Genomic DNA, 21,647 nt, shown 5'->3' with positions numbered 1-21,647 from the left:
CCGGCACGCCGGGTTAGGGTGCGGGGTGCTTGATTCGCCCCCGCCGGTTCCCGTGCGCGGCCCCGCCGGCGCCGCGCCGCCGGACGGCGCCGCGGCACCCCCCGTCACCGCGCTGCGCGACGCCCTTCTGCTGACCCGCGAGGAGAGCGGCGGCCGGTGGCCGATGCTGCTCTGGGCCCCGGGCCGGGGCATGCGCATGATCTCCAGCGCCCTCCTCGGCGGCGGCACCGGTGAGCGGGAGTGGGTCCTCAACGCACAGGTGCCGCCCGGCTACCGGCGGATGGATCCCGCGGCCCACCTCGCCGCACTGGCACGTGCGGCGGGCGCCACCGGGCCGGGGGTCGGCCTGATGACGGCCGCCGACGTCCGCGCGCGCCGCTGGGCCGCGGACGAGGGTGTGGAGGCCCTGGTGACCGCCGGGATCGGGGTGCGGGGCTGGGCCGCCGTACCCGCGCCGGGCGAACCGGGCCCGCAGCGGGCGGGCACCATCAACATCGTGGTCTCCGTGCCCGTGCCGCTGAGCGACGCCGCCCTCGTCAACGCGGTCGCGACCGCGACCGAGGCCAAGGTGCAGGCCCTGCTGGAGACGGGTGCCGACGCCTCCGGCACCCCGACCGACGCGGTCTGCGTGGCCGCCGTCCGGCCCGTCGACGGGCGGCCGCCGGAGCCGTTCGCCGGGCCCCGGTCCGTCTGGGGCGCCCGGGTGGCGCGCGCCGTGCACCGGGCCGTGACGGATGCCTGCCGCGAGGAGTCGCCCCGCGTGCGACGTCCGGCGGGCGGCCCCGCCGCCGCCTGCGCATCGCGGGAGCGGCACGTCCGCTGAGGGTCTCGGGGCTCACGCGACACCGGTGATTACGCCGATGCCCACCGGTCCGCCGCGCCCTGACAGTGGCACCGCCATCGAACACGGCGGCGCCACTCGCGGGATCCCCGACGGCCCCGGTCCTCCCCGGCCGGTCGGCCGTTCCCCGTGAAGCCGCCACGACCGAGAGGACGACTCCGTCGTGCAGCTCACCCCCACCACCTCCCCCACATCCCCCGGGTCCCGTCACGGACGGCGCCGTCACCGGACGCTCATGGCCGGGCTGCTGGCCACGGCGGCCGCGGCCGCCCTCACCACCGTCGCGGTGCCCGGGGCGCAGGCCGCGGACAACCCCTACGAGCGCGGCCCGGCGCCGACCACGTCGAGCATCGAGGCCACGCGCGGCCCGTACGCGGTCTCGCAGACCAGCGTCTCCTCGCTGAGCGTCACGGGCTTCGGCGGCGGCACCATCTACTACCCGACCAGCACGGCGGACGGCACGTTCGGCGCCGTGGCCATCTCCCCGGGGTTCACCGCCTACCAGTCGTCCATCGCCTGGCTCGGACCGCGCCTCGCCTCGCAGGGCTTCGTCGTCTTCACCATCGACACCAACACCACCCTCGACCAGCCCGACAGCCGCGGCCGTCAGCTGCTCGCCGCCCTCGACTACCTGACCCAGCGCAGCTCGGTGCGGGGGCGCATCGACACGACCCGGCTCGGTGTGATGGGCCACTCCATGGGCGGCGGCGGCACGCTGGAGGCCGCCAAGAGCCGGCCCTCCCTCCAGGCCGCCATCCCGCTGACCGGCTGGAACCTGGACACCAGCTGGCCGGAGATCAGCACCCCGACCCTGGTCATCGGCGCGGACGGCGACACCGTCGCTCCGGTCTCCTCGCACTCGGAGCCGTTCTACCAGTCGCTGCCGAGCTCACTGGACAAGGCGTACCTGGAACTCAACAACGCCACGCACTTCACGCCGAACACGTCGGACACGACGATCGCGAAGTACAGCATCTCCTGGCTCAAGCGGTTCATCGACAACGACACCCGCTACGAGCAGTTCCTCTGCCCCATCCCCCGCCCCAGCCTCACCATCGAGGAATACCGCGGCACCTGCCCGCACTCCTGACGCACCGCACCACCTGACCCACCACCGCCGGGTGGCGGCCGCGCCCCACGCGCCCGCCGCCCGGCACGGGGACCGGCGAATACGCCGATGCCGCCAGGGCCGCGGCACCCCGACAGTGGCCTCCCCGCACACCCGCCGCGACGCCGTGCGCGGCCCCTCCACGCCCTCCGGCACGCAGCCGGGACGTGCCGGGGCCGCCGCGGCGCCTTCCCGAGAGGACGACCCCCGTGCAGGACAAGGACGACACCGCCAGACCCACCGCCTCCCCCGTGCCGGCAGACCGTGCCGGACGGCGCCGTCGCAGCAGGCTCATGGCCGGGCTGCTGGCCACGGCGGCCGCGGCCGCCCTCACCACCGTCGCGGTGCCCGGGGCGCAGGCCGCGGACAACCCCTACGAGCGCGGCCCGGCGCCGTCGACGTCGAGCATCGAGGCCCTGCGCGGCCCGTACTCCGTGTCCCAGACCAGCGTCTCCTCGCTGAGCGTCACGGGCTTCGGCGGCGGCACCATCTACTACCCGACGACGACCTCCGACGGCACGTTCGGCGCCGTGGTCGTCTCGCCCGGGTTCACCGCGTACGAGTCGTCCATCGCCTGGCTCGGACCGCGCCTCGCCTCGCAGGGCTTCGTCGTCTTCACCATCGACACCAACACCACCCTCGACCAGCCCGACAGCCGCGGCCGTCAACTGCTGGCCGCCCTCGACTACCTGACGGACCGCAGCCTGGTCCGCTCCCGGGTGGACTCCTCCCGCCTCGGTGTGATGGGCCACTCCATGGGCGGCGGCGGCACGCTGGAGGCCGCCAAGAGCCGGCCCTCCCTCCAGGCCGCCATCCCGCTGACCCCCTGGAACCTCGACAAGTCATGGCCCGAGGTCAGGACACCCACCCTGGTCATCGGCGCGGACGGCGACTCCGTCGCGCCGGTCTCCTCGCACTCGGAGCCGTTCTACCAGTCGCTGCCGAGCTCACTGGACAAGGCGTACCTGGAACTCAACAACGCCACGCACTTCGCACCCAACACGTCGGACACGACGATCGCGAAGTACAGCATCTCCTGGCTCAAGCGGTTCATCGACAACGACACCCGCTACGAGCAGTTCCTCTGCCCCATCCCCCGCCCCAGCCTCACCATCGAGGAATACCGCGGCACCTGCCCGCACACCTCCTGACCCACCGCGTCACCTGAACCACGGCACCACCTGACCCACCGCACCACCTGACCAACCTGAACCACCGCACACCGCCAGGCGGCGGCCGCGCCCCGCGCGCGCCCGCCGCCTTCGTGCGTCCGGACACCGCCGGCGGCGCCCGGGCCGGCATCCGCCGCGGGGCGTGGAACGCCTGTGCCGGCGCACAGAGTTGCCCCGTCCGGCTTGGGAGTCCGGCCAGCACCCGGACGGCGACCGCGGCCGTCGACGCAGGTCAGCCGGGGTGCTATCGGCCAACGGGCATGCGGAGCAGCAGCTTCCCCGAATGGTTACGCGGACGTAACGTACCGGGCGTGACCGGAAACATGACCGCACAGGATTCCCTGCGGCTGTACGGCCGCACCACCGAACTGGCCGATGTGGCCGCCCTGCTGGAGCGGCTGCGGTCCGGCCCGGGCGGCGCCCTCGTCGTCGCCGGAGACCCCGGGCTCGGGCGCAGTGCCCTGCTGGAGCGCGCGATGCGCGACTTCGGCACCGGAGCGGCGATGCTGGTCCGCGCCGAGCCGGGCGAGCGCCATCTGCCCGCGAGCGGGCTGAGGTCGCTGCTGGCCTCCCACACCCAGGTGCTCGGCCCGCCGCCGCGTTCCCCGGACGGTCCGCCGGAACCCGCCGACCTGCTCGACGCGCTCGGGAACCGGCAGGGCTCCGGGGAGCCGCTGCTGGTGTGCGTCGACGACGCCGACCTGTGGGACGCCGGCTCCCGCGCCGCGCTCGGGTTCGCCGCCCGCCGCGCCGGCCGGCTGCGGGGCGTGGGTCTGCTGCTGACGGTGGCGGGCCGGGAGGTGGACAGTCCCGAGTTCGCCGGGGTGCCCGCTGTGCGGCTGCGTCCGCTGGACGACGGCGCGGCCGGGGAGCTGCTCGACGAGCTGACCGGCGGCGCGTGCCCGGCGGCCGTCCGCGAGGAGCTGCTGCACGAGGCCGCGGGCAACCCCGCGCTGCTGACCGCGCTGGCGGACCGGCTGACGGCGGCCCAGCTGTCGGGGGTCGCGCCGCTCCCCCGGCCGCTCGCCGACGGCGGTGTCCTGATGCGCGTCGCCGGCGGACGGCTCGCGGAACTCCCGCCGGACGCGGGGACGCTGCTGCTGCTGGTGGCCGCCGCCCAGGAGCTCGCTCCCGAGGGCCCCGGCGCGGACGCGGCGCTCGTGCTGCGGGCGGCGCAGGCCGCCGGGGTGCCGGCGGGGGCGCTGGACGCGGCCGAGGCGGCCGGGATCGTCCGGAGTGCCGGCAGCCGGATCCGCTTCGACGACCCGCTGCTGCGCCGCGCGGTCCACGCGGGTGCGCCGGTGTCGCGCCGGCGGGCCGCGCACAGTCTGCTCGCCGCGGCGCTCCACGGAGTGCGGCACCGGCTGCCGCGCCTGCTGCACCGGGCGATGGCCGCCCAGGGGCCCGACCCGCGGCTGGCCGCGGTCCTCGCGGCCGTCGCGTCGTCGCCCGACATCCGGGCGGGTCACGGGGAGCTGGCGGTCGCCCTCTCCCGGGCGGGTGAGCTGTCGGCCGCCGGCAGCGCGCGCACCGCCCGGTTCACGGCGGCGGCCGAGCACGCCCGGCTCGCCGGGCTTCCGCACCGGGCCCGGGAGCTGCTCGCGGCGGCGGGTGAGGGGCCGGCCCACGACGCGGTGCGCGGCTCCGCCGAGCTGGTGCGCGGCACGCTGACGCTCCAGGACGGTCCGGTGGGCGACGCCTACGGCAGTCTGCTCCTCGCCGCGTCGCTGCTGGGCCCCTACGATCCGGAACGCGCGCTCGTGGCGCGGCTCACGGCACTGGCGGCGGCCTGGTCCGCCGGTGACCCGGCGGCCTGCGTCGCGGCGCTCTCCGGGGTCGGCCGGGGGCCGGCCGACGACTACCGCACCGGCATGCTGGCGGCGCTGAGCGCCCGGCTGGACGAGGCGCGGGCTCCGCTGCGGCGGGTGATGGAGCGCGCCGAGGCGGAGAACGACCCGGAGCGCCTGGTCCAGGCCGGCAGCGCGGCGCTGGTGCTGGGGAACATCGCGGGCGCGTGTCACCTGGGCGCGCGGGCGCTCGCGGCGGCGAGGTCGCACGACGTCGCGGCGTTCGTGCCCCGGGCGCTGGAGCAGCTGGCCTACGCGGAACTGCGCGCGGGCCGGCACACGCGGGCGCGGGCCCATGCGGAGGAGGGGCTGCGGGTGGCCCACCGGGCGGGTCAGCGCAACACCGCCGCGCACCACCACTCCGTGCTCGCGTTCGTGGCGGCGGTGGAGGGGGACGCGGCGGCCGTCGCCCGGCACGCGGACGCGGCGCTGGCCGTGGCCGGCCCGCACGGTCTGGCGCAGGCGGCGACGCTCGCCGAGTGGGCGCGCGGGCTGGCCGACCTGGGGCGGGGGCTGGCCGCGGAGGCGGTGGCGCGGCTCGGGCCGCTGGTGCGGCCGGGGCACCGTACCGGGCATTTCGCGCTGCGCTGGCTGGCGCTGCCGTGCTTCGTGGAGGCCGCCGTGCTGGCCGGTGAGCGGGAGGAGACGGCCGCCGCCGTGGAGGAGTTCGCCCTCTGGGCGGCCCAGGGCGCCGATCCCCAGGCGTCCGCGCAGCTGGCCCGCTGCCGGGCGCTGCTGGCACCGGTGGCCACGGCCGAGGAGTACTGGGCGCAGGCGCTGGCCCGGCACGAGCTGGCGGGGGGCGACTTCGAGCGGGGGCGGACGCTGCTGCTGTACGGGAAGTGGCTGCGTCGCCGGCGGCGGCTGCGGGAGGCGAGGGGGCGCCTGCGGGACGCGTTGTGCGCCTTCGAACGCTGCGGGGCGCTGGTGTGGGCCGATCAGACCCGGTCGGAGCTGCGGGCGACCGGCGGCGCGACGGGCGAGAGCGCCGGGCCGCTGGAGCGTCTCACCCCGCAGCAGCTGAGGATCGCGCGCTGCGTCGCCGACGGCGCGACGAACCGGGAGGTCGCTCTGCGGCTGTCGGTGAGCCCCCGCACCGTCGACCACCACCTGCGGAACGTGTTCGCCGCCCTCGGTGTGCGCTCGCGTGTCGAGCTGTCCCGTCTGGTCGACCGTGCCGAAAAGAGTCGGTCACACCCCTAGGGACCGACCGGACGGTATGCGATCCTTCGGGTTCGACGCATTGTCCGGTTCGCGGGATCGCTCCCCCACGCCGGACGGAACCGATTTCGGTGGAGGGCCGCGATGCAGCACGTCGTACGAAGCCGGATCCGGGCGCTGCCCGACATCCCGTCCGCTGTCGCACACGGCACGGCGCGTGTCCGCTCACTCGTCAACGCCGAGGCGCTCGGCGTGCTCCACCGGGCCGCCCGGGTGCTCCTGGACGACCTGCCCGAACTCACCGACCGGCTGGTGGCCGAGCTGCGCGACCAGGAGCCGGCCTACCAGGCGGCGATCGAGTCCGACGCGGCCGAGGTGTGGCAGGAGGTGCACCGGTCGCTGCGGCACAGCGTGAACTCCCTCATCGACCCGCGCAGCAGCCGCGACGCGGCCCGACGGTGCTCGTGGAAGATCGGCGCGAGCCGGGCGGAACAGGGGCTGCCGCTCGACGCGCTGCTGCACGCCTTCCGGCTCGGCGGGGCGCTCGTGTGGCAGGGCCTGGTCGAGGAGACCGCCCGTCACCGCCCCGACGACGTCCGGCTGCTCGTGCACGTGGCCGCCGACGTGTGGAACTTCGTGGACGAGCACTGCACGCTCGTCGCCGAGGCGTACCGCCAGGTGGAGCGCCGCCTCACCTGGCGCCGGGAGAACCGGCTGCGGGTGATGACCACCGCGCTCCTGGACGGCACCACCCGGATCGCCGATCTCGCCGAGGTCTCCGCGGCGCTCGACCTGCCCGAGCAGGGGCGGTACGCGGTGGTGCTCGTCGACGGCCCGGGGGCGGCCTACGCGGGCGCCCGGACCGCCGCCGTGCTGCCGGGGATGCGTGTGGTGTGGCACACCGGGGCCGACGTGGAACTCGGCATCGTGCTGCTCTCCGGCGAGGAGGGCGCCGACTGTCCGCTGGACAGACTGGCCCGGGACGTCGCCGGCCCGCCGGGCGCGCGGATCGGCATCAGCTCCGCCGTCGACGGCCTCGCCTCGGTCGGGGACGCCCGCCGGCTCGCGGAGACCGCACTGCGTGCCTGCCCGGAGGGCGGCGGGACGGTGCTGCTCGACGAGCATCTGCCGGCCGCGCTGGTGGTGTCCGCGCCGGCGCTCGGCGCCGCGCTCGCGGACCGGGTGCTCGGACCGCTGCTGCGGCTCGACCCGTCCGACCGGGACCTGCTGCTGGACACGCTCGCCGTGTGGCTCGACTGCGAGGGCTCGGCCCAGCGGGCGAGCAGCCGGCTGTACTGCCACCGCAACACCGTCCTCAACCGGCTCCGCCGCTGTGAACAGCTCACCGGCCGTTCGCTGGCCCGCCCGGCCGACGTCGTCGAGATCTCCCTGGCCCTGACGGCCCGCCGTCTGCTGCGCGTCTGACCCTCGATGCGCGGCCGGCGGGGGCGCGGCACGACCCGCCACCGCGCGGTCACCGGGGGCACACCGCCACCCGACGGCTGCACGGCCGGCCGGGCGCGCGGCCCGGCCCCGCCGCCGACCGCCAACCGCCGACCGCCGACCGCGGGGCAGGCCCACGCGCACCCCACCCCACCGGCCGACGGCAGGACCGGCCGCCGCGCACCCCGGCCCCGCCGCCGACCGCGTGGCCGCGCCGGGCGCGGCACGCTCCCGCCGCTCCTGCGCACCGGGCCCGAGCGCCAGCGCGCCAGAGCGCCAGAGCGTCAGAGCGTCAGAGGCCAACGTCCTTGCCGCGTAAGCCCGTTGTGAGCCCGCACAGCACGGCAGCGCACGTGCCGTGCGGGTGCACCGTCGGCGCGCCGGGGGCTGGTCGGCGCGGCGGGCGCGTGGTGCCGTGACCGTCATGTCGATACCCCGTGCGCGCCACCCGCGCGAACTCCGGTGGGCGGCCCGCCTGCTCGCGTTCCACCTCGCCCTGATCGCGGCCGGCGCCGTGACGGGCGGTCTCACGGCGCCCCTGCTGTTCCTGCTCACCGTGGCCGACGCCGGCCTGCTCGTGTGGTGCGTCCTCGCCTTCGTGAACGAGGGCCGCGGTGCCCGCGGCGCGGACGGTGAGGCGTCGTGACCGGCGGAAGCATCGACGGGCACGCCCTGGCACTGGTCCTGTTCGTCGCCTTCGTGTCCGTGTCGCTGCTGCTGTGCGGGCTGGCCGCGGCGGACTCCGACGACCCCGCGCAGTTCTACACCGGCAGCGCCACCGCCCGGCCGGCGGCGAGCGGTCTGGCCGTCGCCGGCGACTACATCTCGGTCGCCACCCTCCTGAGCACCACCGGCTCGGTCGCGCTCGTGGGCTACGACGGCATCCTCTTCGCGTTCGCGACCGTCCTGTCGCTGGCGCTGCTCGGCGTGGTGCTGGCCAGGCCCCTGCGCGGCAGGAACCGCTTCACCCTCGGCGACCTGCTGACCCAGCGGCTGGGCGGCCGGTCGGTGCGGGTCGCGATGGGCGTGGCCGTCCTGGTGACCGTGCTGCCGCTGCTGGTCGTCCAGCTGGCCGCGGCGGGCGAGATCATGACCGTGATGCTCGACCTCCCCGACGACGCCCTCACCGGCTGCACGATCGCCACCGGGGCGCTGATGGTCTGCTTCTCCGCGTCGGGCGGCATGCGCGGCACGGGCTACGTCCAGATCCTGAAGACGGTGGTCCTGGTGGCGGCGGTCCTGCTGCTCGCCGGGCTCGTGCTGAGCCGCTTCGACTGGAATCCGCTGAACCTGTGGGACGCTGCCGCCGGTGGCAGCGGACAGGGCTCCGCGTACGGAACGCCGGGGCTCCAGTTCGGCGATTCGGCGGTCGGCACGCTCGATCTGATCGGCTTCCACATGACCCTCGCGCTCGGTGCGGCGTGCATGCCGCACGTGATGATGCGCCTGCACCCCATGCGCGGCGACCGCCATGTCCGCGCCACCATGGGGTGGGCCGTGGGCGCCGTGGCCGTCGTGTGCGCGGGCATCGTGGTCGTCGGCATGGGAGCCGCGGCCCTGGTCGGCGCGGAGGCGCTGCGGGCGGCCGACCCGGCCGGCGGGACGGCGCTGCTGATGGTCACGGGCGCCCTGGACCCGGGCGTGGCGCCCGCGCACAGCGTGCTGTTCGCGTTCGTGGCGATCGCGGTGTTCGCGACGACCCTGGCCGCCGTCGCCGGCATCGCCGTGGCGGCGGCCGCCTCGCTCGCCCACGACCTCGCCCCGGCCGTGCGGCGCAGGGGCCGGCCCGCGGGGATGCCGGAGACCGGGCGGGCCCGCCGCGCGGTCCTGGCCGTCGGCGCCCTCGCGGTCCTGCTGTCCGTCCTGGCGCAGCACCGCAATCCGCAGATCCTGTTCTCCTTCACGTTCGCCGTCGCCGCCTCGGCCATCGCCCCGGTGGTGCTCTGCACCCTCTTCCTGCCGGGGACGACCGCGCGCGGGGTGCGGTGGGCGCTGTACGGGACGCCGGTGCTCACGGCGGTCCTGATGGCCCTGTCCCCCGCCACGTCGGGCATCCCCACGGCGCTCTTCCCCGATCGGGACTTCCATGTGTTCCCGTTGCAGACGCCGGGGCTGATCACCGTTCCCGTCGGCTTCGCGCTGTGCGTGCTCGGCTCCCGGTGGCACGCGCGCCGTGGCGGACGGGCCGGGCGGGACCCCGCGGACTGGGCAGCCGCACAGCAGCCGGCCGCCGAGTCTGGGAACCGGCCCTGAGGCTGCTCATGCGCCTGTACGGGGTCGTCGCGGGCGTGTTCTCGTAGCGCCGTCCCACTCCCCTCCGTCCGACTCCGCCGCCGCGCGGAACCGAGGAGCCGTGATGCCCCAACCACCCCCCGACAGCAGTCCGGCCCTGCACGTCGACGCCCTCGACGTGCAGTACGGCCGGGCCGTGACCGCCCTCCACGGTGTGCGGCTCGACGTGCCGCACGGCGGTGTCGTGGCCCTGCTCGGCGCCAACGGCGCGGGCAAGACGACTCTGCTGCGCGCCGTCTCCGGGACGCTGCGGATGCACCACGGGGCCGTCACCGGCGGCACCATCCGCTACGGCGGAGTGACGCTCGACGGCCAGGACCCGGTCGCCGCCGTGCGGGCCGGCGTGGTCCAGGTGCCGGAGGGCCGGCGGGTGTTCGCCGGCCTGAGCGTCGACGACAACCTGCGGGCCGGCGGGCTCGGTCTCGGCCGCCGGGCTCCGGCACAGGTGCGGGAGGCCCGCGACCGGGTGTTCGGGCTGTTCCCGCGGCTCGCCGAGCGCACCGCCCAGCGGGCCGGGCTGCTGTCGGGCGGCGAGCAGCAGATGCTCGCCATCGGCCGCGCGCTGATGGCCGCTCCGCGGCTGCTGCTGCTGGACGAGCCCTCCCTCGGCCTCGCCCCGCTGATGGTGGAGCGGATCGCCGAGGTGGTGCGGGAGATCAACGCACAGGGCACCTCCGTGCTGCTCGTGGAGCAGAACGCGGCGATGGCACTGGCGCTGGCCGACGAGGCGTACGTCCTGGACGTCGGCGAGGTGCGGCTGTCCGGGCCCGCAGAGGAGCTGGCCCGCACCGACGCCGTGCGCCGCCTGTACCTCGGCGAGGACCCGGGCGCGGCCCCCGGCGAGGTCGCCGCCCCGGCCGCGGCGGCGACCGGCCCCGTGACCGCCGCCGGTGACGAAGGGCAGGGCGCAGCGTGAGCACTGTTCCTCCGCCGCTGCACGTGCGCGGCATCACGGTGCGCTTCGCGGGGCTCACCGCGCTCGACGACGTGTCGTTCACGGTCGCCCCCGGCACCATCCACGCGCTGATCGGCCCCAACGGCGCGGGCAAGTCGACGTGCTTCAACGTCCTGTCGGGCCTGACGCGTCCCGACTCCGGCACGGTGTGCCTCGGCGAGCGGGAGCTGACCGGCCTGCCGGTCCACCGGATCGCCTCCCTCGGAGTCGCCCGCACCTTCCAGAACATCGTGGTCACCGCGGGCACCGTCGGCGACAACCTGATGCTCGGGCGGCACACCCTGTCCCGGGCCGGCTTCGCGGCCAGCGCGCTGCGGCTGCCGAGCGCCGTCCGCGAGCAGCGGGAACACCGCGCGCGGGCCCGTGAGATAGCGGAACTGACGGGTCTGGGCCCGCTCTTCGACAGCCCGGTGGCCCTGCTCTCCTACGGGGACCGCAAGCGGGTCGAACTGGCCCGCGCCCTGTGTCTGGAACCGCGTGTCCTGCTGCTCGACGAGCCGGTCGCCGGCATGAACGGCGGCGAACGCGCCCGCACCGTCGAGGTCCTGCGCACCGTGCGCGAGGAACTCGGCCTGTCCGTACTGCTGGTGGAGCACGACATGGCGCTGGTCATGCGCCTGGCCGAGGACGTGACCGTCCTCGACTTCGGGCGGCGGATCGCCGCCGGCGCGCCCGACGTCGTGCAGGCCGACCCGGAGGTCCGCCGTGCCTATCTCGGCGCCCCCGCCACCGAGGAGCGAACCCCATGAACACCGTGCTCGACATCGTGCTGAACGGGCTGGCCCTCGGCTCGGTCTACGCCCTCGTGGCACTCGGCTTCGTCATCATCTTCAAGGCCTCGGGCGTGATGAACTTCGCCCACGGCTCCCTGCTGCTGCTCGGCGGCTACCTGACCGCGATCCTGCACGACAGCCTGGGCTTCGCCGGCGCGCTGGCGGTGGCGGTGCTGGCCACCGCGGCGGTCGCCGGGCTGGTGGACCGGGTGCTGCTGCGGCGGCTCGGCACCGACCCGCACACCGCACACGTGCTCACGATCCTGACGATCGGCGTGGACATCGTCCTGATGACCGATCTGGCGCGGCGGATCGGAGGTGACCTGCTGACCCTGGGCGACCCGTGGGGCGGCTCGGTCGCCACCTTCGGCTCGGTGACCGTCGCGCACAGCCGGATCGCCGCGATCGTGACCTCCGTCCTCGTCATCGGCGGTGTGTTCGCGCTGTTCCGGTACACCGGCTGGGGTCTGTCGCTGCGGGCGGCGGCCGAGGACCGGGAGGCCGCGGCGCTGATGGGCATCCGCCTGAACCGCATCCGCACGCTCTCCTGGTGCCTCGCGGGTCTGCTCGCGGCGCTCGCCGCGGTGTTCCTCGCCGCCTTCCCGGCGCCGGGCCTGGAGCGCACCACGGGGCAGATCGCGCTGAAGGCGTTCCCCGCGGCCATCCTCGGCGGGATGACGTCGCCGCCCGGCGCGCTCGCCGGAAGTCTGCTGATCGGCGTCACCGAGGCCGTGGTCGCGGGCTACCAGTCCGAACTGTCCGTCCTCGGCGACGGGTTCGGCGACGTCGCGCCGTACGCCGTGATGGTGCTGGTCCTGCTGGTGCGGCCCGCCGGGCTGTTCGGTGCGAAGGAGTCCGTCCGTGTCTGACCGCATCGTGAAAGCGGCGGGTCTGGTCCTGCTGTGTGTGCTTCCGCTGTACGTCGACGCCTTCTGGCTCCAGGTGGGCCTGTTCGCGATGGCGGCCGCGATCGGCGCCGTGGGGCTCAACGTGCTCTCGGGCACCGCGGGCCAGCTCTCCCTCGGCCACGCCTTCTTCCTCGCCGTCGGCGCGTACGGGTACGTGTGGCTGGCGGGCGAGCCGGGACCCGGTCTTCCGCCGGCCGTGGCGCTGGTGCTCGCCGTGGGGCTCGCCGGGGTGGCGGGCGGCCTGTTCAGCCCGGTCGCGGCGCGGGTGCGCGGTGTCTATCTCGGGGTGGCCACGCTGGCGCTGGTGTTCATCGGGCACCATGTGATGCTCAGCGCGGAGCCGGTCACCGGCGGCTTCAACGGACGTTCGGTGCCGCCGATGGAGATCGGCGGGTTCACCTTCGCCGCCACCGACCCCGAACTCGTCGTCCTCGGTGTGCCCTTCGGTGCCGAGGAGCGGCTGTGGTACCTCGGGATCGCGCTGCTCGCGCTCACCTGGTTCACCGCCCGCGGCGTCCTGCGCGGCCGTCCCGGCCGGGCGCTCACCGCGCTGCGCGACAGCGAGACGGCCGCCGCCGTGATGGGCGTCTCCCTCGCCCGGCACCGCTCGTCCGCCTTCGTCCTGTCGTCGATGTACGCGGGGCTCGCCGGGGTGCTCCTCGCCCTCGCGTTCCGCCGGATCGTGCCCGACTACTTCGGGCTGGCGCTGTCCATCGACTATCTGGCCATGATCGTCATCGGCGGACTCGGCTCGGTGGCGGGAGCCACCGCCGGCGCGGTGTTCGTCACCGCGCTGCCGCTGCTGATGGCCCGCTACGCCGACCAGCTCCCCCTGGTGGCCGCGCCGGGTGCCCCGGGCCACGCCGTGGGCCCGACCGAGGCGTCCCGCTACCTCTACGGCGCGGCGATCATCCTCATCCTGCTCTTCGCCCCCGACGGCCTGCACGGTCTCGCACGCAGGGCACGGCAGCGCCTGCGCCGCGGCCCCTCCGGGACGCCGTCACCCGCCGCTGCCGCACCGTCCGAACCCTCCGGCCCCGCCGCCCGACCCAAGGAGCACATCTCGTGAACCGCACCGCAAGAACCGTCCTCGCCGCTTCCTGCGCGGCCTTCGTCCTCGCAGGCGCCGGATGCAGCACCAAGTCGGGTGGCAGCTCGACCGACGACGCCGGCACCGACGGGGTCAAGGGCGGCCCCGGGGTCACGGCGGACGCCATCACCCTGGGCGCGCTCACCGACCTGAGCGGTCCCTACGCCACCCTGGGCAAGAGCATCGTGCAGGCCCAGCAGATGTGGGCCGACGACGTGAACGCCCAGGGCGGCATCTGCGGCCGCAAGGTGGCGATCACCGTCAAGGACCACGGCTACGACGTGCAGAAGGCGGTCTCCGCGTACACCGAGATCTCGCCGTCGATCGTCGCCATGCCGCAGGTCATCGGGTCGCCCGTGGTCGCGGGTCTGCTCGACGACATCCAGCGCGACAAGGTCCTCACCTTCCCGCAGGCGTGGGCCGCCTCGCTGCTGGGCAAGGACGCCGTCCAGGTGCTCGGCACGACGTACGACATCGACATGATCAGCGCGGTCGACTTCCTGACACGCACCAAGGGTGTCAAGAAGGGCGACAAGATCGGCCACGTGTACTTCGAGGGCGACTACGGCTCCAATGCCCTGGAGGGTTCCACCTGGGCGGCCGGGAAGGCCGGGGTCACGGTGGTCGGGCAGAAGATCAAGGCCACCGACACGGACCTGTCCGCCCAGGTCACCGCGTTGCGCAAGGAGGGCGTCAAGGCGGTGCTGATCAGCGCCGGTCCGGCGCAGACCGCGTCCCTGGTGGGTGTCGCCGCCTCGCGGGGCATGCAGGTGCCGGTGGTGACCAGCGCGCCCGGCTTCGCCCCGCAGCTGATGGAGACCCCGGCCGAGCCGGCGCTCACGGCGATGCTGCACGTCGTCAGCGCCGCCCCGCCGGTGAGCTCCGACCTGCCGGCGGTGAAGAAGATGGTGGCCGACTACACGAAGAAGTACCCGGGCTCCCCGGTGGACTCCGGTGTGCTGTCGGGCTACAACGCGGCGCAGCTGATGGCGGCCGACCTGAAGGCGGCCTGCGCGGCGAAGGACCTGAGCCGCGAGGGCCTGGTGAAGGCGCACCGCTCGCAGTCGGCGGTGGACACCGGCCTCGGCACGCCGCAGAACTTCTCGGACGTGTCGCGTCCGGCGACGTACCACACGTACATCACCAAGCCGGACAAGAAGGCGGCCGGCGGGACGGTCCTGGTGGAGGACGCCCACGAGCTGCCCGCGTCGAAGGAGTACATCGAGTCGCGCGGCTGACGGTTGCGCGCCCCGGACGCCCCGCCCCCGCCACGGGGGCGGGGCGTCCGTCTGCGCTCCGCCGAACGGGGGCTCGGTGCACCCCGGGGGCGGTGTCGCGCGCCGCCGGCCCGCTCTCACCCGCCGTGGGTTCGGCTCCCCGCCGGCCTGCTCACCCGATCGGTCAGCCCGGTCGGTCGGCCCGGTCGGTCAGCCCGGTCGGTCAGCCCCGGCCGGTGACGGTGTCGCCGGCGACCGCGGTGGTGTCGCCCGCGGGGTCGGTCGGGAGGGTGTCCAGGCGGCTGAGGCCGTCCCCGGTGTTCAACGCCTCGTCGAGGGTGCCGGCCTGGGCCGCGGGCGGCGGGCTCACGGCGGCGATCACCGCGCCGGTGGCGAAGGACATGACGGCAAGGATGCTGCGCTTCTTCATGCCCTTTTCAACTGCGCGGGCGCCGCCGGGGACACGGGCTCCGCGCGACGAACCGCGGGCGGTCGGCGTCCGCGCAGGTCATGCGCGTGCGACGGCCGGGAATGCTCTGGGCCGCACGGGGCCGCGGGGGTTACCGTGCTGCCGCGCGCCCCACCCGGAGGGCCGCGCGGCGACGGGAGGGGGACGCCCATGCGACCGGCGGAGCGGGCTGTGCGTGCGGTGAACGGGCTGACGGCCCGCTGGGCGGCGGCCGCGGACGGGGACGACGACACGGTGTTCTCGGCGGCCGGGCTGTGGCCGCTGCTCGCCCTCCTCGGCGACGCCGCCGACGAACGGACCCGGCCCGCTCTGGAGGACGCCGTCGGCATGGCCGTCCGCGACGCGGCCCCCGCGGCACGGGAACTGACGGCCGCTCTGGCCGATGTGCGGGGCATGCGCTCGGCGACCGGACTGTGGGCGGCCGAAGGACTGCCGCTGCGGCCCGCGTGGGTGGCGGGACTGCCCTCGGACGTGCTCGGCCGGCTGACGGGCGACCCGGTGGCGGACGGTGCGGCCCTGGACGCCTGGGCCTCGGCGCGCACCGGCGGGATGATCGGGGCGATGCCGCCGGTCCGCACCGAGCGGACGGAGCTGGTGCTCGCGGCCGCGCAGGCGCTGCGCACCCGGTGGCTGCAGGGCTTCCGGGAAAGCCGGCTGCGTCCGTCCGACGGCCCCTGGGCGGGGCGCACCCTGGCCGGGCTCGTCAGGACGACCTCACTGCTCGCCGGTCTGGGCGTGGCGGCGACGGACGCGGGACCGGTGTCCGTGCTCAGGGTGCTGGGCGACACCGGGGTCGACGTCCATCTGCTGCTGGGCGACGCGGGCATGGCGCCGGGCGCGGTGCTGGAGGGCGGTGTCGGTGTGCTGTCGGGCCGGTGCGCCGCCGTGCCGGCCGACCGGCTGCCGATCGGTGACGCCGGCCCCGGTGTGGTCGTCGCCACCGCTCCCAGCACCGGTCCGAACCCGCAACTGCACGCGCTGGTCAGCCCGTTCCGGCTGCGCTCGGACCACGACCTGCTGAAGCGGGACGCGCCGGCGGGGCTGTCGGCAGCCTTGGGCGGCGGCCGCTTTCCGGGGATCGGCCCGCGGCCGCCGGTGCTCGGCGCCGCGGCGCAGTCGGCGATGGCGGTGTTCGACGCCGAGGGATTCGAGACGGCCTCGGTGTCGGCCGTCGGCACCCGGACGGGCCGAGGTCCCCGGGCGGCACGGCATGTGGTCCGGCGGGTGGAGGCCGTCTACGACCGTCCGTTCGGGTTCCTGACGGTGCACCGCGCGTCGTCGCTGGTGCTGTCGGCCGGGTGGGTGGCCCGCCCCACGCCGTACGCCCCGTCGTCCGGGCCCGGCGCCTGACCGCACGGCGGACCCGGGACGGGCGCGGCGGCGCCCGTCCCGACGGGATGTCAGATCCCGGCGCGCAGCGCCGCGGTGTGCTCGCGGACCTGGTCGTCGCTGAGGTACGCGTCGGTGTACTCGAAGTCCCGCAGCGTCCCCGGCTTGCGGGCCAGGAAGCCGGTGCGCACGAAGTCGTCCCCGGCGACCGCGTTGAGCAGCCAGTTGGTGAGCACGCGCGTCTTGGCGACGCCGGTGCGCACGGCGCCCCAGTGGTAGCCGCGCGCGACCGCCTGCGCGGGCAGGCCGCGCAGTTCGATGCCGAGCGGCTTGGAGACGGCGTCCTTGCCGCCCAGGTCGACGACGAGCCCCAGGTCCTTGTGCACGTAGGGCGTCAGCGGCGCGCCCCGCAGGGAGGCGATGACGTTGGCGGCGACCTTGCGGCCCTGGCGCATGGCGTGCTGGGCGGTGGGCGGGCAGACGGCGCCGTCGCCCTTCGCCAGGTCGGGCACGGCCGCCGCGTCGCCGAGCGCGAAGACGCCGTCCGCGCCAGGGACGGTCATGTCGGGCCGTACGAGCAGCCGGCCCTTGACCGTCTCGGTGCCGAGGGTGGCCATCAGCGGGCTGGCCGCGACGCCGGCCGTCCAGATGAGCGTGCGGCAGGGCAGCTCGCGGCCGTCGGTGAAGGTGACGGTCTCCGCGCCGGCCCGTGCGACGGAGACGCCGAGCGAGACCTCGATGCCGCGGCGGTGCAGGATGTCGAGGGCGACGGCGCCGAGCCGGTCGCCGAGTTCGGGCATCAGCTTCGGGGCGATGTCGATCAGGTGCCACTTGATCTGGCGGGGGTCGAGCCGCGGGTAGCGCTTGACGGCCGCACTGGTGAGGCGCTGGAGGCAGGCCGCGGTCTCGGTCCCCGCATAGCCGCCGCCGACGACCACGAACTGGAGCCGGGAGGCCCGCTCGGCCTCGTCGTGGCTGGCGTCCGCGATGTCGAGCTGGGCGATGACGTGGTCGCGGATGTAGGCGGCCTCGGCGAGCGTCTTCATCCCGCGCGCGTGTTCGACCAGTCCGGGGATGTCGAAGGTCCGGGTGATGCTGCCGGGCGCGAGGACCAGATGGTCGTAGCGCTGGACGACGGTCTCCCCCGTGATCTTGCGGACGACGACCGCCTTGGCGGCCGTGTCGATGCCGATGGCGCCGCCGGGGACGATGCGCGTGCGGTGGCGGGTGCTGCGCCGCAGGGACAGGGCGACCGACTGGGGTGTCAGCACGCCGGCCGCGACCTGGGGCAGCAGCGGCAGATAGAGCTGGTAGGAGAACGGCGTCACCAGGAGGATCTCGGCTTCCCCTGGAGACAGTTCGCGCTCCAGGCGGCGTACGCACTCGACGCCGGCGAAGCCGGCGCCCACCACGAGAATCGTCGGTCGTGCCACGGTTTCTGTGTCCCTTCTGCGACGGTGAGGTCTCCTCGCCGGCTGCGGTGTCTCCCCTGTCCCGGCGGCGGGGGCCGTGGGGCGGGGCGTGGGGCGAGCCGCCAGCACGATGATTCTCCGCCAGCAGACGCGACGCTGCCTGCCCAGTCGCCCGGGTGCCCGCTGCGGGCGCCGCCATGCCCGCCCGGCACCACCTGTCTGCGTCGACAGGGGTCGGTGGCCTCTGTGATCACCGCCGTGGCCTGATTACGCTGCGCCGGAAAAGTCTACTTCTAGCCATGGAGCATTCGTGGAACTCAAGCGTCGCAAGCCGTACGTGCTCGACCCGCAGGCCGATCCGGTCAGCCAGGCGCGGGAGTTGCGCGCACTCGGACCGTTGGTCGCGGTCGAGCTGCCGGGCAGGGTGGCCGCCTGGTCGGCGACCGATCTGGTGACGGCGCAGCGGGTGCTGGCCCATGAGGACCTCACCAAGGACGCGGCCCACTGGCCCGATCTGGTGGAGGGGCGGATACCGGACGACTGGGAGCTGATCGCCGTGGTACGCGGCGCGGCGATGCTCCATCAGGGGGGTGAGGACCACCGAAGACTCCGGGGCCTGGCGAGTGCCGCGTTCACCCGGGCGCCGATCGAGGCGATGCGTCCGCGGGTGGCGGAGATCGCGCGGGAACTGCTGGACGCGGCCGACCGCGTCGACGGCGGGGTGATCGATCTGCGGGAGAGCTACGCGTGGCCGCTGCCGGTGCGGGTGGTCTGCGAGCTGCTCGGTGTGCCCGACACGGCGGTGTCGGAGCTGCGCCACCGCTTCGAACAACTGGTCACCCCCCGCGCCCCGGGCGACGGCGTCGACATCCAGGAGGTGGTGGGGGCCATTCACACCTCCCTCGGCGCACTGATCCGCGCCAAACGCGCAGCGCCCGGGGACGATCTGACCACGGCCCTGATCCAGGCCAAGGACGACGAGGACCGGCTGAGCGAGCAGGAGCTGGTGGAGACCCTGTTCCTCATCCTGATCGCCGGTCACGAGACGAGCATCAACGCCGTCACCAACACGGTGCAGGCCCTGCTGGAGGACCCCGGGGCGCTGTGCTGCCGGGCGGCACGGTGATCGGCGTGGCGGTGACGTGCCTCCTGCTCCTCCTGCCGTCCGTGCGCCGGGCTTAGGGGGACGGGTGGATGGCACGGCGGTCCCCGGCCCGGCGGCGGACGCCGATACCGCGGCCGGTGGCTCAGTGCGCGCCCGCGCAGGCCGGACCGCCGGCGGCTCGCCGGCGGACCCGGGCGGCGAGCACGGCGACGTCGTCCTCTGCGTGCTCGGCGTCGCACCGCGCGAGGACGGCGTCCACGAGTTCCTCCGCGCCGATGCCGGGGACGGCCCAGCGTCCGGTGACGCGTGCGAGGGAGACGTCGATGTCCTCGTTCCTGCGCTCCACGAGACCGTCCGTGAACAGCAGCAGCGTCTCGGTGCCGGTGAGCGCGCGGGTGAGGGGCTCGTACCCGCCGGCGCCGGTGCCGAGCGGCGGCCCCACCGGTACCGGCACCAGCTCGGCTTCGCCGTCGGCGGTGAACAGGACGGGCGGCAGATGGCCGGCGCCGGCGAAGGTCGCCGTCCCTCGCGCCGGGTCCACCCGTACGAGGAGACAGGTGGCCGGCCGGCGGTCCGCCATGGCGGACACGGTGGCGTCGAGGTGCCGCAGCACGCGGTGCGGCGGCAGGTCCGCAGAGGCCACGTAGCGCAGCGCCGACCGGTAGGCGTTCATGTCGACGGCCGCGTCGAGGCCGTGGCCCATCACGTCGCCCACCACGAGCAGGGTGCGCCCGTAGTGCAGACGGACCGTCTCGAACCAGTCGCCGCCGACGAGGTTGCTGCGCCCGGAGGGCAGGTAGCGGGTGGCGATCTCCAGGTTGGGGTGCGGTCTGCCGGGCTCGGCCAGCAGGGCGCGCTGGAGGTTGAGCGCGGTGCCGCGTGCGGCGGCGTGGGAGCGGGCGTGGCCGATCAGCAGGGCCGTCAGATGCGCCGCGTAGCGGAGGGTCTCGGTCTCGTCCCCGGTGAAGGCCTTGCCCGCGCGGGCGGCGACCAGCACCCCGTGCACCCGGCCGTGGGCGATCATCGGGACGCGCAGCACGGTGGGCGCGCGGCCGTCCAAAAGCCGTCCGTGTGCGGGACGCGCGCCCTCGGCGTCGAGCAGTTCCGTGCGGCCCTGTGCGGTGGCGCGCGCCAGGGCCTGCGCGGCACCGGGAAGTCCGGGGGCGCGGGTTCCCGTCGCGGTGGCCGCTTCGGCGGCGGCCCCGGTGCCGGTGGCGTCGTCGCCGGGCAGGACGTCGACGGCGGCGGCGTCGCACAGGCCGGGGCAGAGGAAGCCGGCGAGCTCCTCGCACAGCTGCCGCTCGTCGAGCGTGGTGCCGATGGCGTCCAGCGCGCGCTCGGCCGCCCGCAGGCGGGCCCGCGCGCGGTCGCGCCGCCCGTGCATCCGGAACAAGGCCACCTCCCTGCGCCGCCTTCTTCCGACGTCATCACATCGGCGCCCCGGCCGCACGGCGGGCCGCGACGTGGCCGTCGGCGGGTCACCCCGGGGCGAGCACGATCCAGACCTGGCCGCGGGCGAAGGTCATCCGCTCGCCCTGCGCGGTGGTGAAGGACGTGTCCCCCGTCGCCGTCCGCCGTTCCCAGCGGGTGTCGACGGCGCGGCCGTCGCGCAGCACCAGGGCCCGGCCGGAGCCGACCGTCTGCGTGTAGGGCGTGACGCCGCCGAAGCGGTCGCCGAATTCGGAGGGGCGGATCGTCGTGTACTGCACGACCACGGTGGCCGGGGCGAGCGGTCCGCCGTCGGTGGTGGCCGCCGCCGTGCCGTCCATGGCGACGCGCCAGCCCTTGTCGGCCGCGGACCAGGTGAAGGTGTAGCGGGCGGCCGGGTAGCGCACGGTGTGCGCGGCGGCGGGGCGGCCCTCCGCGGGCGCGGGGCCGAAGCGGAAGCCGATGTCGGAGGAGTCGCCGGCGTCGCCCGCCGCGGCCAGGGCGCGTTCGGGGCGCAGATAGAGGTTGTGCGGCGCGGGCCGGTCGCCGGAGCGCTCGTACGCGCGCGGCGCCCGGCCGGGCGGCACCGCTTCCAGGGGTGCGGCGTCGATCAGCGGGCGCAGCGCGGACTGCGCGCCGGAGTAGGCGAGGGCCGGGCGGTCGAACTGCCGCAGCAGTTCGAGGTCCGATTCGCGGGCGCTGCGCACCGGGCCGACACGGGGCGGCAGCCGGGAGGAGAAGACCGCGAGGAGCCGGGTCAGGCCCGCCTCGACCTGTTCGACGTAGACGAGGTCGGCCTGGCCTAGTCCGGTGTGGGGGCGGGCGGGGCGGACGTTGTCGATCTTGACGGCGAGCACCGGGCCCTGGCGTGCGGGCAGGCCGGTGAAGTACGAGGTGTCCTGCTCGCCGGACGGCGTGGGGGAAGGAGCGCCGCCGGAGCATCCGGCCACCAGCCCCAGTGCGAGGGCCGTGGCCGTGAACGCGGCGGCCGCGGCGGCGCCGCGTCCCCGCTGTCGTACGCCCCGTCTGCCCATGGGGGTCTCCTGTCTCTCGGGGATTGCCTGGGGATGTGCGGCTGTGGCCGCGTGCGGCGGCCC

18 protein-coding genes are annotated in these 21,647 nt (G+C 75.4%); 14 read left to right on the top strand and 4 right to left on the bottom strand.

The genetic code is table 11. The features are described 5' to 3' along the window. The first annotated feature begins 25 nt into the window (after positions 1–25). The 12 genes from EAO77_RS21520 to EAO77_RS21465 all read left to right on the top strand — a co-directional run bounded on the left by EAO77_RS21520 (position 26) and on the right by EAO77_RS21465 (position 14,828). Entirely contained in the window at positions 26–823 is a 798-nt protein-coding gene (locus EAO77_RS21520; protein WP_410088631.1) for an adenosylcobinamide amidohydrolase, read from the top strand. A gap of 253 nt (positions 824–1,076) precedes the next feature. After that, on the top strand, positions 1,077–1,931 hold the full coding sequence (locus EAO77_RS21515; RefSeq protein WP_147989956.1) for an alpha/beta hydrolase family protein: 855 nt from the start codon (positions 1,077–1,079) through the stop codon (positions 1,929–1,931). A gap of 311 nt (positions 1,932–2,242) precedes the next feature. After that, the gene (locus EAO77_RS21510; protein WP_147989955.1) at positions 2,243–3,100 is read left to right on the top strand and encodes an alpha/beta hydrolase family protein; all 858 of its coding nucleotides are present in this window, start codon (positions 2,243–2,245) and stop codon (positions 3,098–3,100) included. A gap of 344 nt (positions 3,101–3,444) precedes the next feature. Then, positions 3,445–6,171 (top strand): helix-turn-helix transcriptional regulator, encoded by a 2,727-nt coding sequence (locus EAO77_RS21505; RefSeq protein WP_147989954.1) that lies wholly within the window; start codon positions 3,445–3,447, stop codon positions 6,169–6,171. 102 nt (positions 6,172–6,273) lie between these two features. Beyond that, entirely contained in the window at positions 6,274–7,554 is a 1,281-nt protein-coding gene (locus tag EAO77_RS21500; RefSeq protein ID WP_147989929.1) for a PucR family transcriptional regulator, read from the top strand. 442 nt (positions 7,555–7,996) lie between these two features. Then, complete coding sequence (locus EAO77_RS21495) at positions 7,997–8,218, top strand: hypothetical protein (protein WP_147989928.1); 222 nt, start codon at positions 7,997–7,999, stop codon at positions 8,216–8,218. Then, on the top strand, positions 8,215–9,825 hold the full coding sequence (locus tag EAO77_RS21490) for a sodium:solute symporter family transporter (protein ID WP_147989927.1): 1,611 nt from the start codon (positions 8,215–8,217) through the stop codon (positions 9,823–9,825). The genes EAO77_RS21495 and EAO77_RS21490 overlap by 4 nt, the downstream gene beginning before the upstream one ends. A gap of 103 nt (positions 9,826–9,928) precedes the next feature. Next, positions 9,929–10,780, top strand: a complete 852-nt coding sequence (locus tag EAO77_RS21485) for an ABC transporter ATP-binding protein (protein WP_147989926.1) — start codon at positions 9,929–9,931, stop codon at positions 10,778–10,780. Next, positions 10,777–11,568 (top strand): ABC transporter ATP-binding protein, encoded by a 792-nt coding sequence (locus EAO77_RS21480; RefSeq protein ID WP_147989925.1) that lies wholly within the window; start codon positions 10,777–10,779, stop codon positions 11,566–11,568. Before EAO77_RS21485 ends, EAO77_RS21480 begins: the two co-directional genes overlap by 4 nt. Next, positions 11,565–12,461: a branched-chain amino acid ABC transporter permease gene (locus EAO77_RS21475; RefSeq protein WP_147989924.1), complete on the top strand. Its 897-nt coding sequence runs from the start codon at positions 11,565–11,567 to the stop codon at positions 12,459–12,461. The genes EAO77_RS21480 and EAO77_RS21475 overlap by 4 nt, the downstream gene beginning before the upstream one ends. Continuing rightward, the gene (locus EAO77_RS21470) at positions 12,454–13,569 is read left to right on the top strand and encodes a branched-chain amino acid ABC transporter permease (RefSeq protein ID WP_261994085.1); all 1,116 of its coding nucleotides are present in this window, start codon (positions 12,454–12,456) and stop codon (positions 13,567–13,569) included. The genes EAO77_RS21475 and EAO77_RS21470 overlap by 8 nt, the downstream gene beginning before the upstream one ends. After that, positions 13,566–14,828, top strand: coding sequence for an ABC transporter substrate-binding protein (locus EAO77_RS21465; RefSeq protein ID WP_147989923.1), 1,263 nt, complete (start codon positions 13,566–13,568; stop codon positions 14,826–14,828). Before EAO77_RS21470 ends, EAO77_RS21465 begins: the two co-directional genes overlap by 4 nt. A gap of 202 nt (positions 14,829–15,030) precedes the next feature. Here the strand turns inward: EAO77_RS21465 and EAO77_RS21460 are convergent, their stop codons facing one another. Then, positions 15,031–15,237 carry a hypothetical protein gene (locus tag EAO77_RS21460; protein ID WP_147989922.1) on the bottom strand — a complete coding sequence of 69 codons (207 nt, stop codon included), beginning with the start codon at positions 15,235–15,237 and terminating at the stop codon, positions 15,031–15,033. A 210-nt stretch (positions 15,238–15,447) separates the two neighbouring features. Between EAO77_RS21460 and EAO77_RS21455 the strand changes: the two genes are divergently transcribed. Next, positions 15,448–16,626, top strand: coding sequence for a proteinase inhibitor I4 serpin (locus EAO77_RS21455; protein ID WP_261994084.1), 1,179 nt, complete (start codon positions 15,448–15,450; stop codon positions 16,624–16,626). A gap of 50 nt (positions 16,627–16,676) precedes the next feature. Here EAO77_RS21455 and EAO77_RS21450 read toward each other — a convergent pair whose 3' ends face one another. Continuing rightward, the gene (locus EAO77_RS21450; RefSeq protein WP_147989920.1) at positions 16,677–18,038 is read right to left on the bottom strand and encodes an NAD(P)/FAD-dependent oxidoreductase; all 1,362 of its coding nucleotides are present in this window, start codon (positions 18,036–18,038) and stop codon (positions 16,677–16,679) included. Positions 18,039–18,327: 289 nt separating this feature from the next. Between EAO77_RS21450 and EAO77_RS21445 the strand changes: the two genes are divergently transcribed. After that, positions 18,328–19,143 (top strand): cytochrome P450, encoded by an 816-nt coding sequence (locus EAO77_RS21445; RefSeq protein ID WP_147989919.1) that lies wholly within the window; start codon positions 18,328–18,330, stop codon positions 19,141–19,143. 121 nt (positions 19,144–19,264) lie between these two features. On the opposite strand, the gene EAO77_RS21440 is transcribed toward EAO77_RS21445, so the two are convergent. After that, positions 19,265–20,506, bottom strand: a complete 1,242-nt coding sequence (locus tag EAO77_RS21440) for a PP2C family protein-serine/threonine phosphatase (RefSeq protein ID WP_147989952.1) — start codon at positions 20,504–20,506, stop codon at positions 19,265–19,267. A gap of 94 nt (positions 20,507–20,600) precedes the next feature. After that, positions 20,601–21,584 (bottom strand): DUF3048 domain-containing protein, encoded by a 984-nt coding sequence (locus tag EAO77_RS21435; protein ID WP_147989918.1) that lies wholly within the window; start codon positions 21,582–21,584, stop codon positions 20,601–20,603. Between the last annotated feature and the right edge of the window lie 63 nt (positions 21,585–21,647).

The organism is Streptomyces sp. T39, assembly GCF_008042045.1.
Classification (GTDB): Bacteria; Actinomycetota; Actinomycetes; order Streptomycetales; family Streptomycetaceae; genus Streptomyces.
This window is presented reverse-complemented; position numbering and strand designations above follow the sequence as displayed.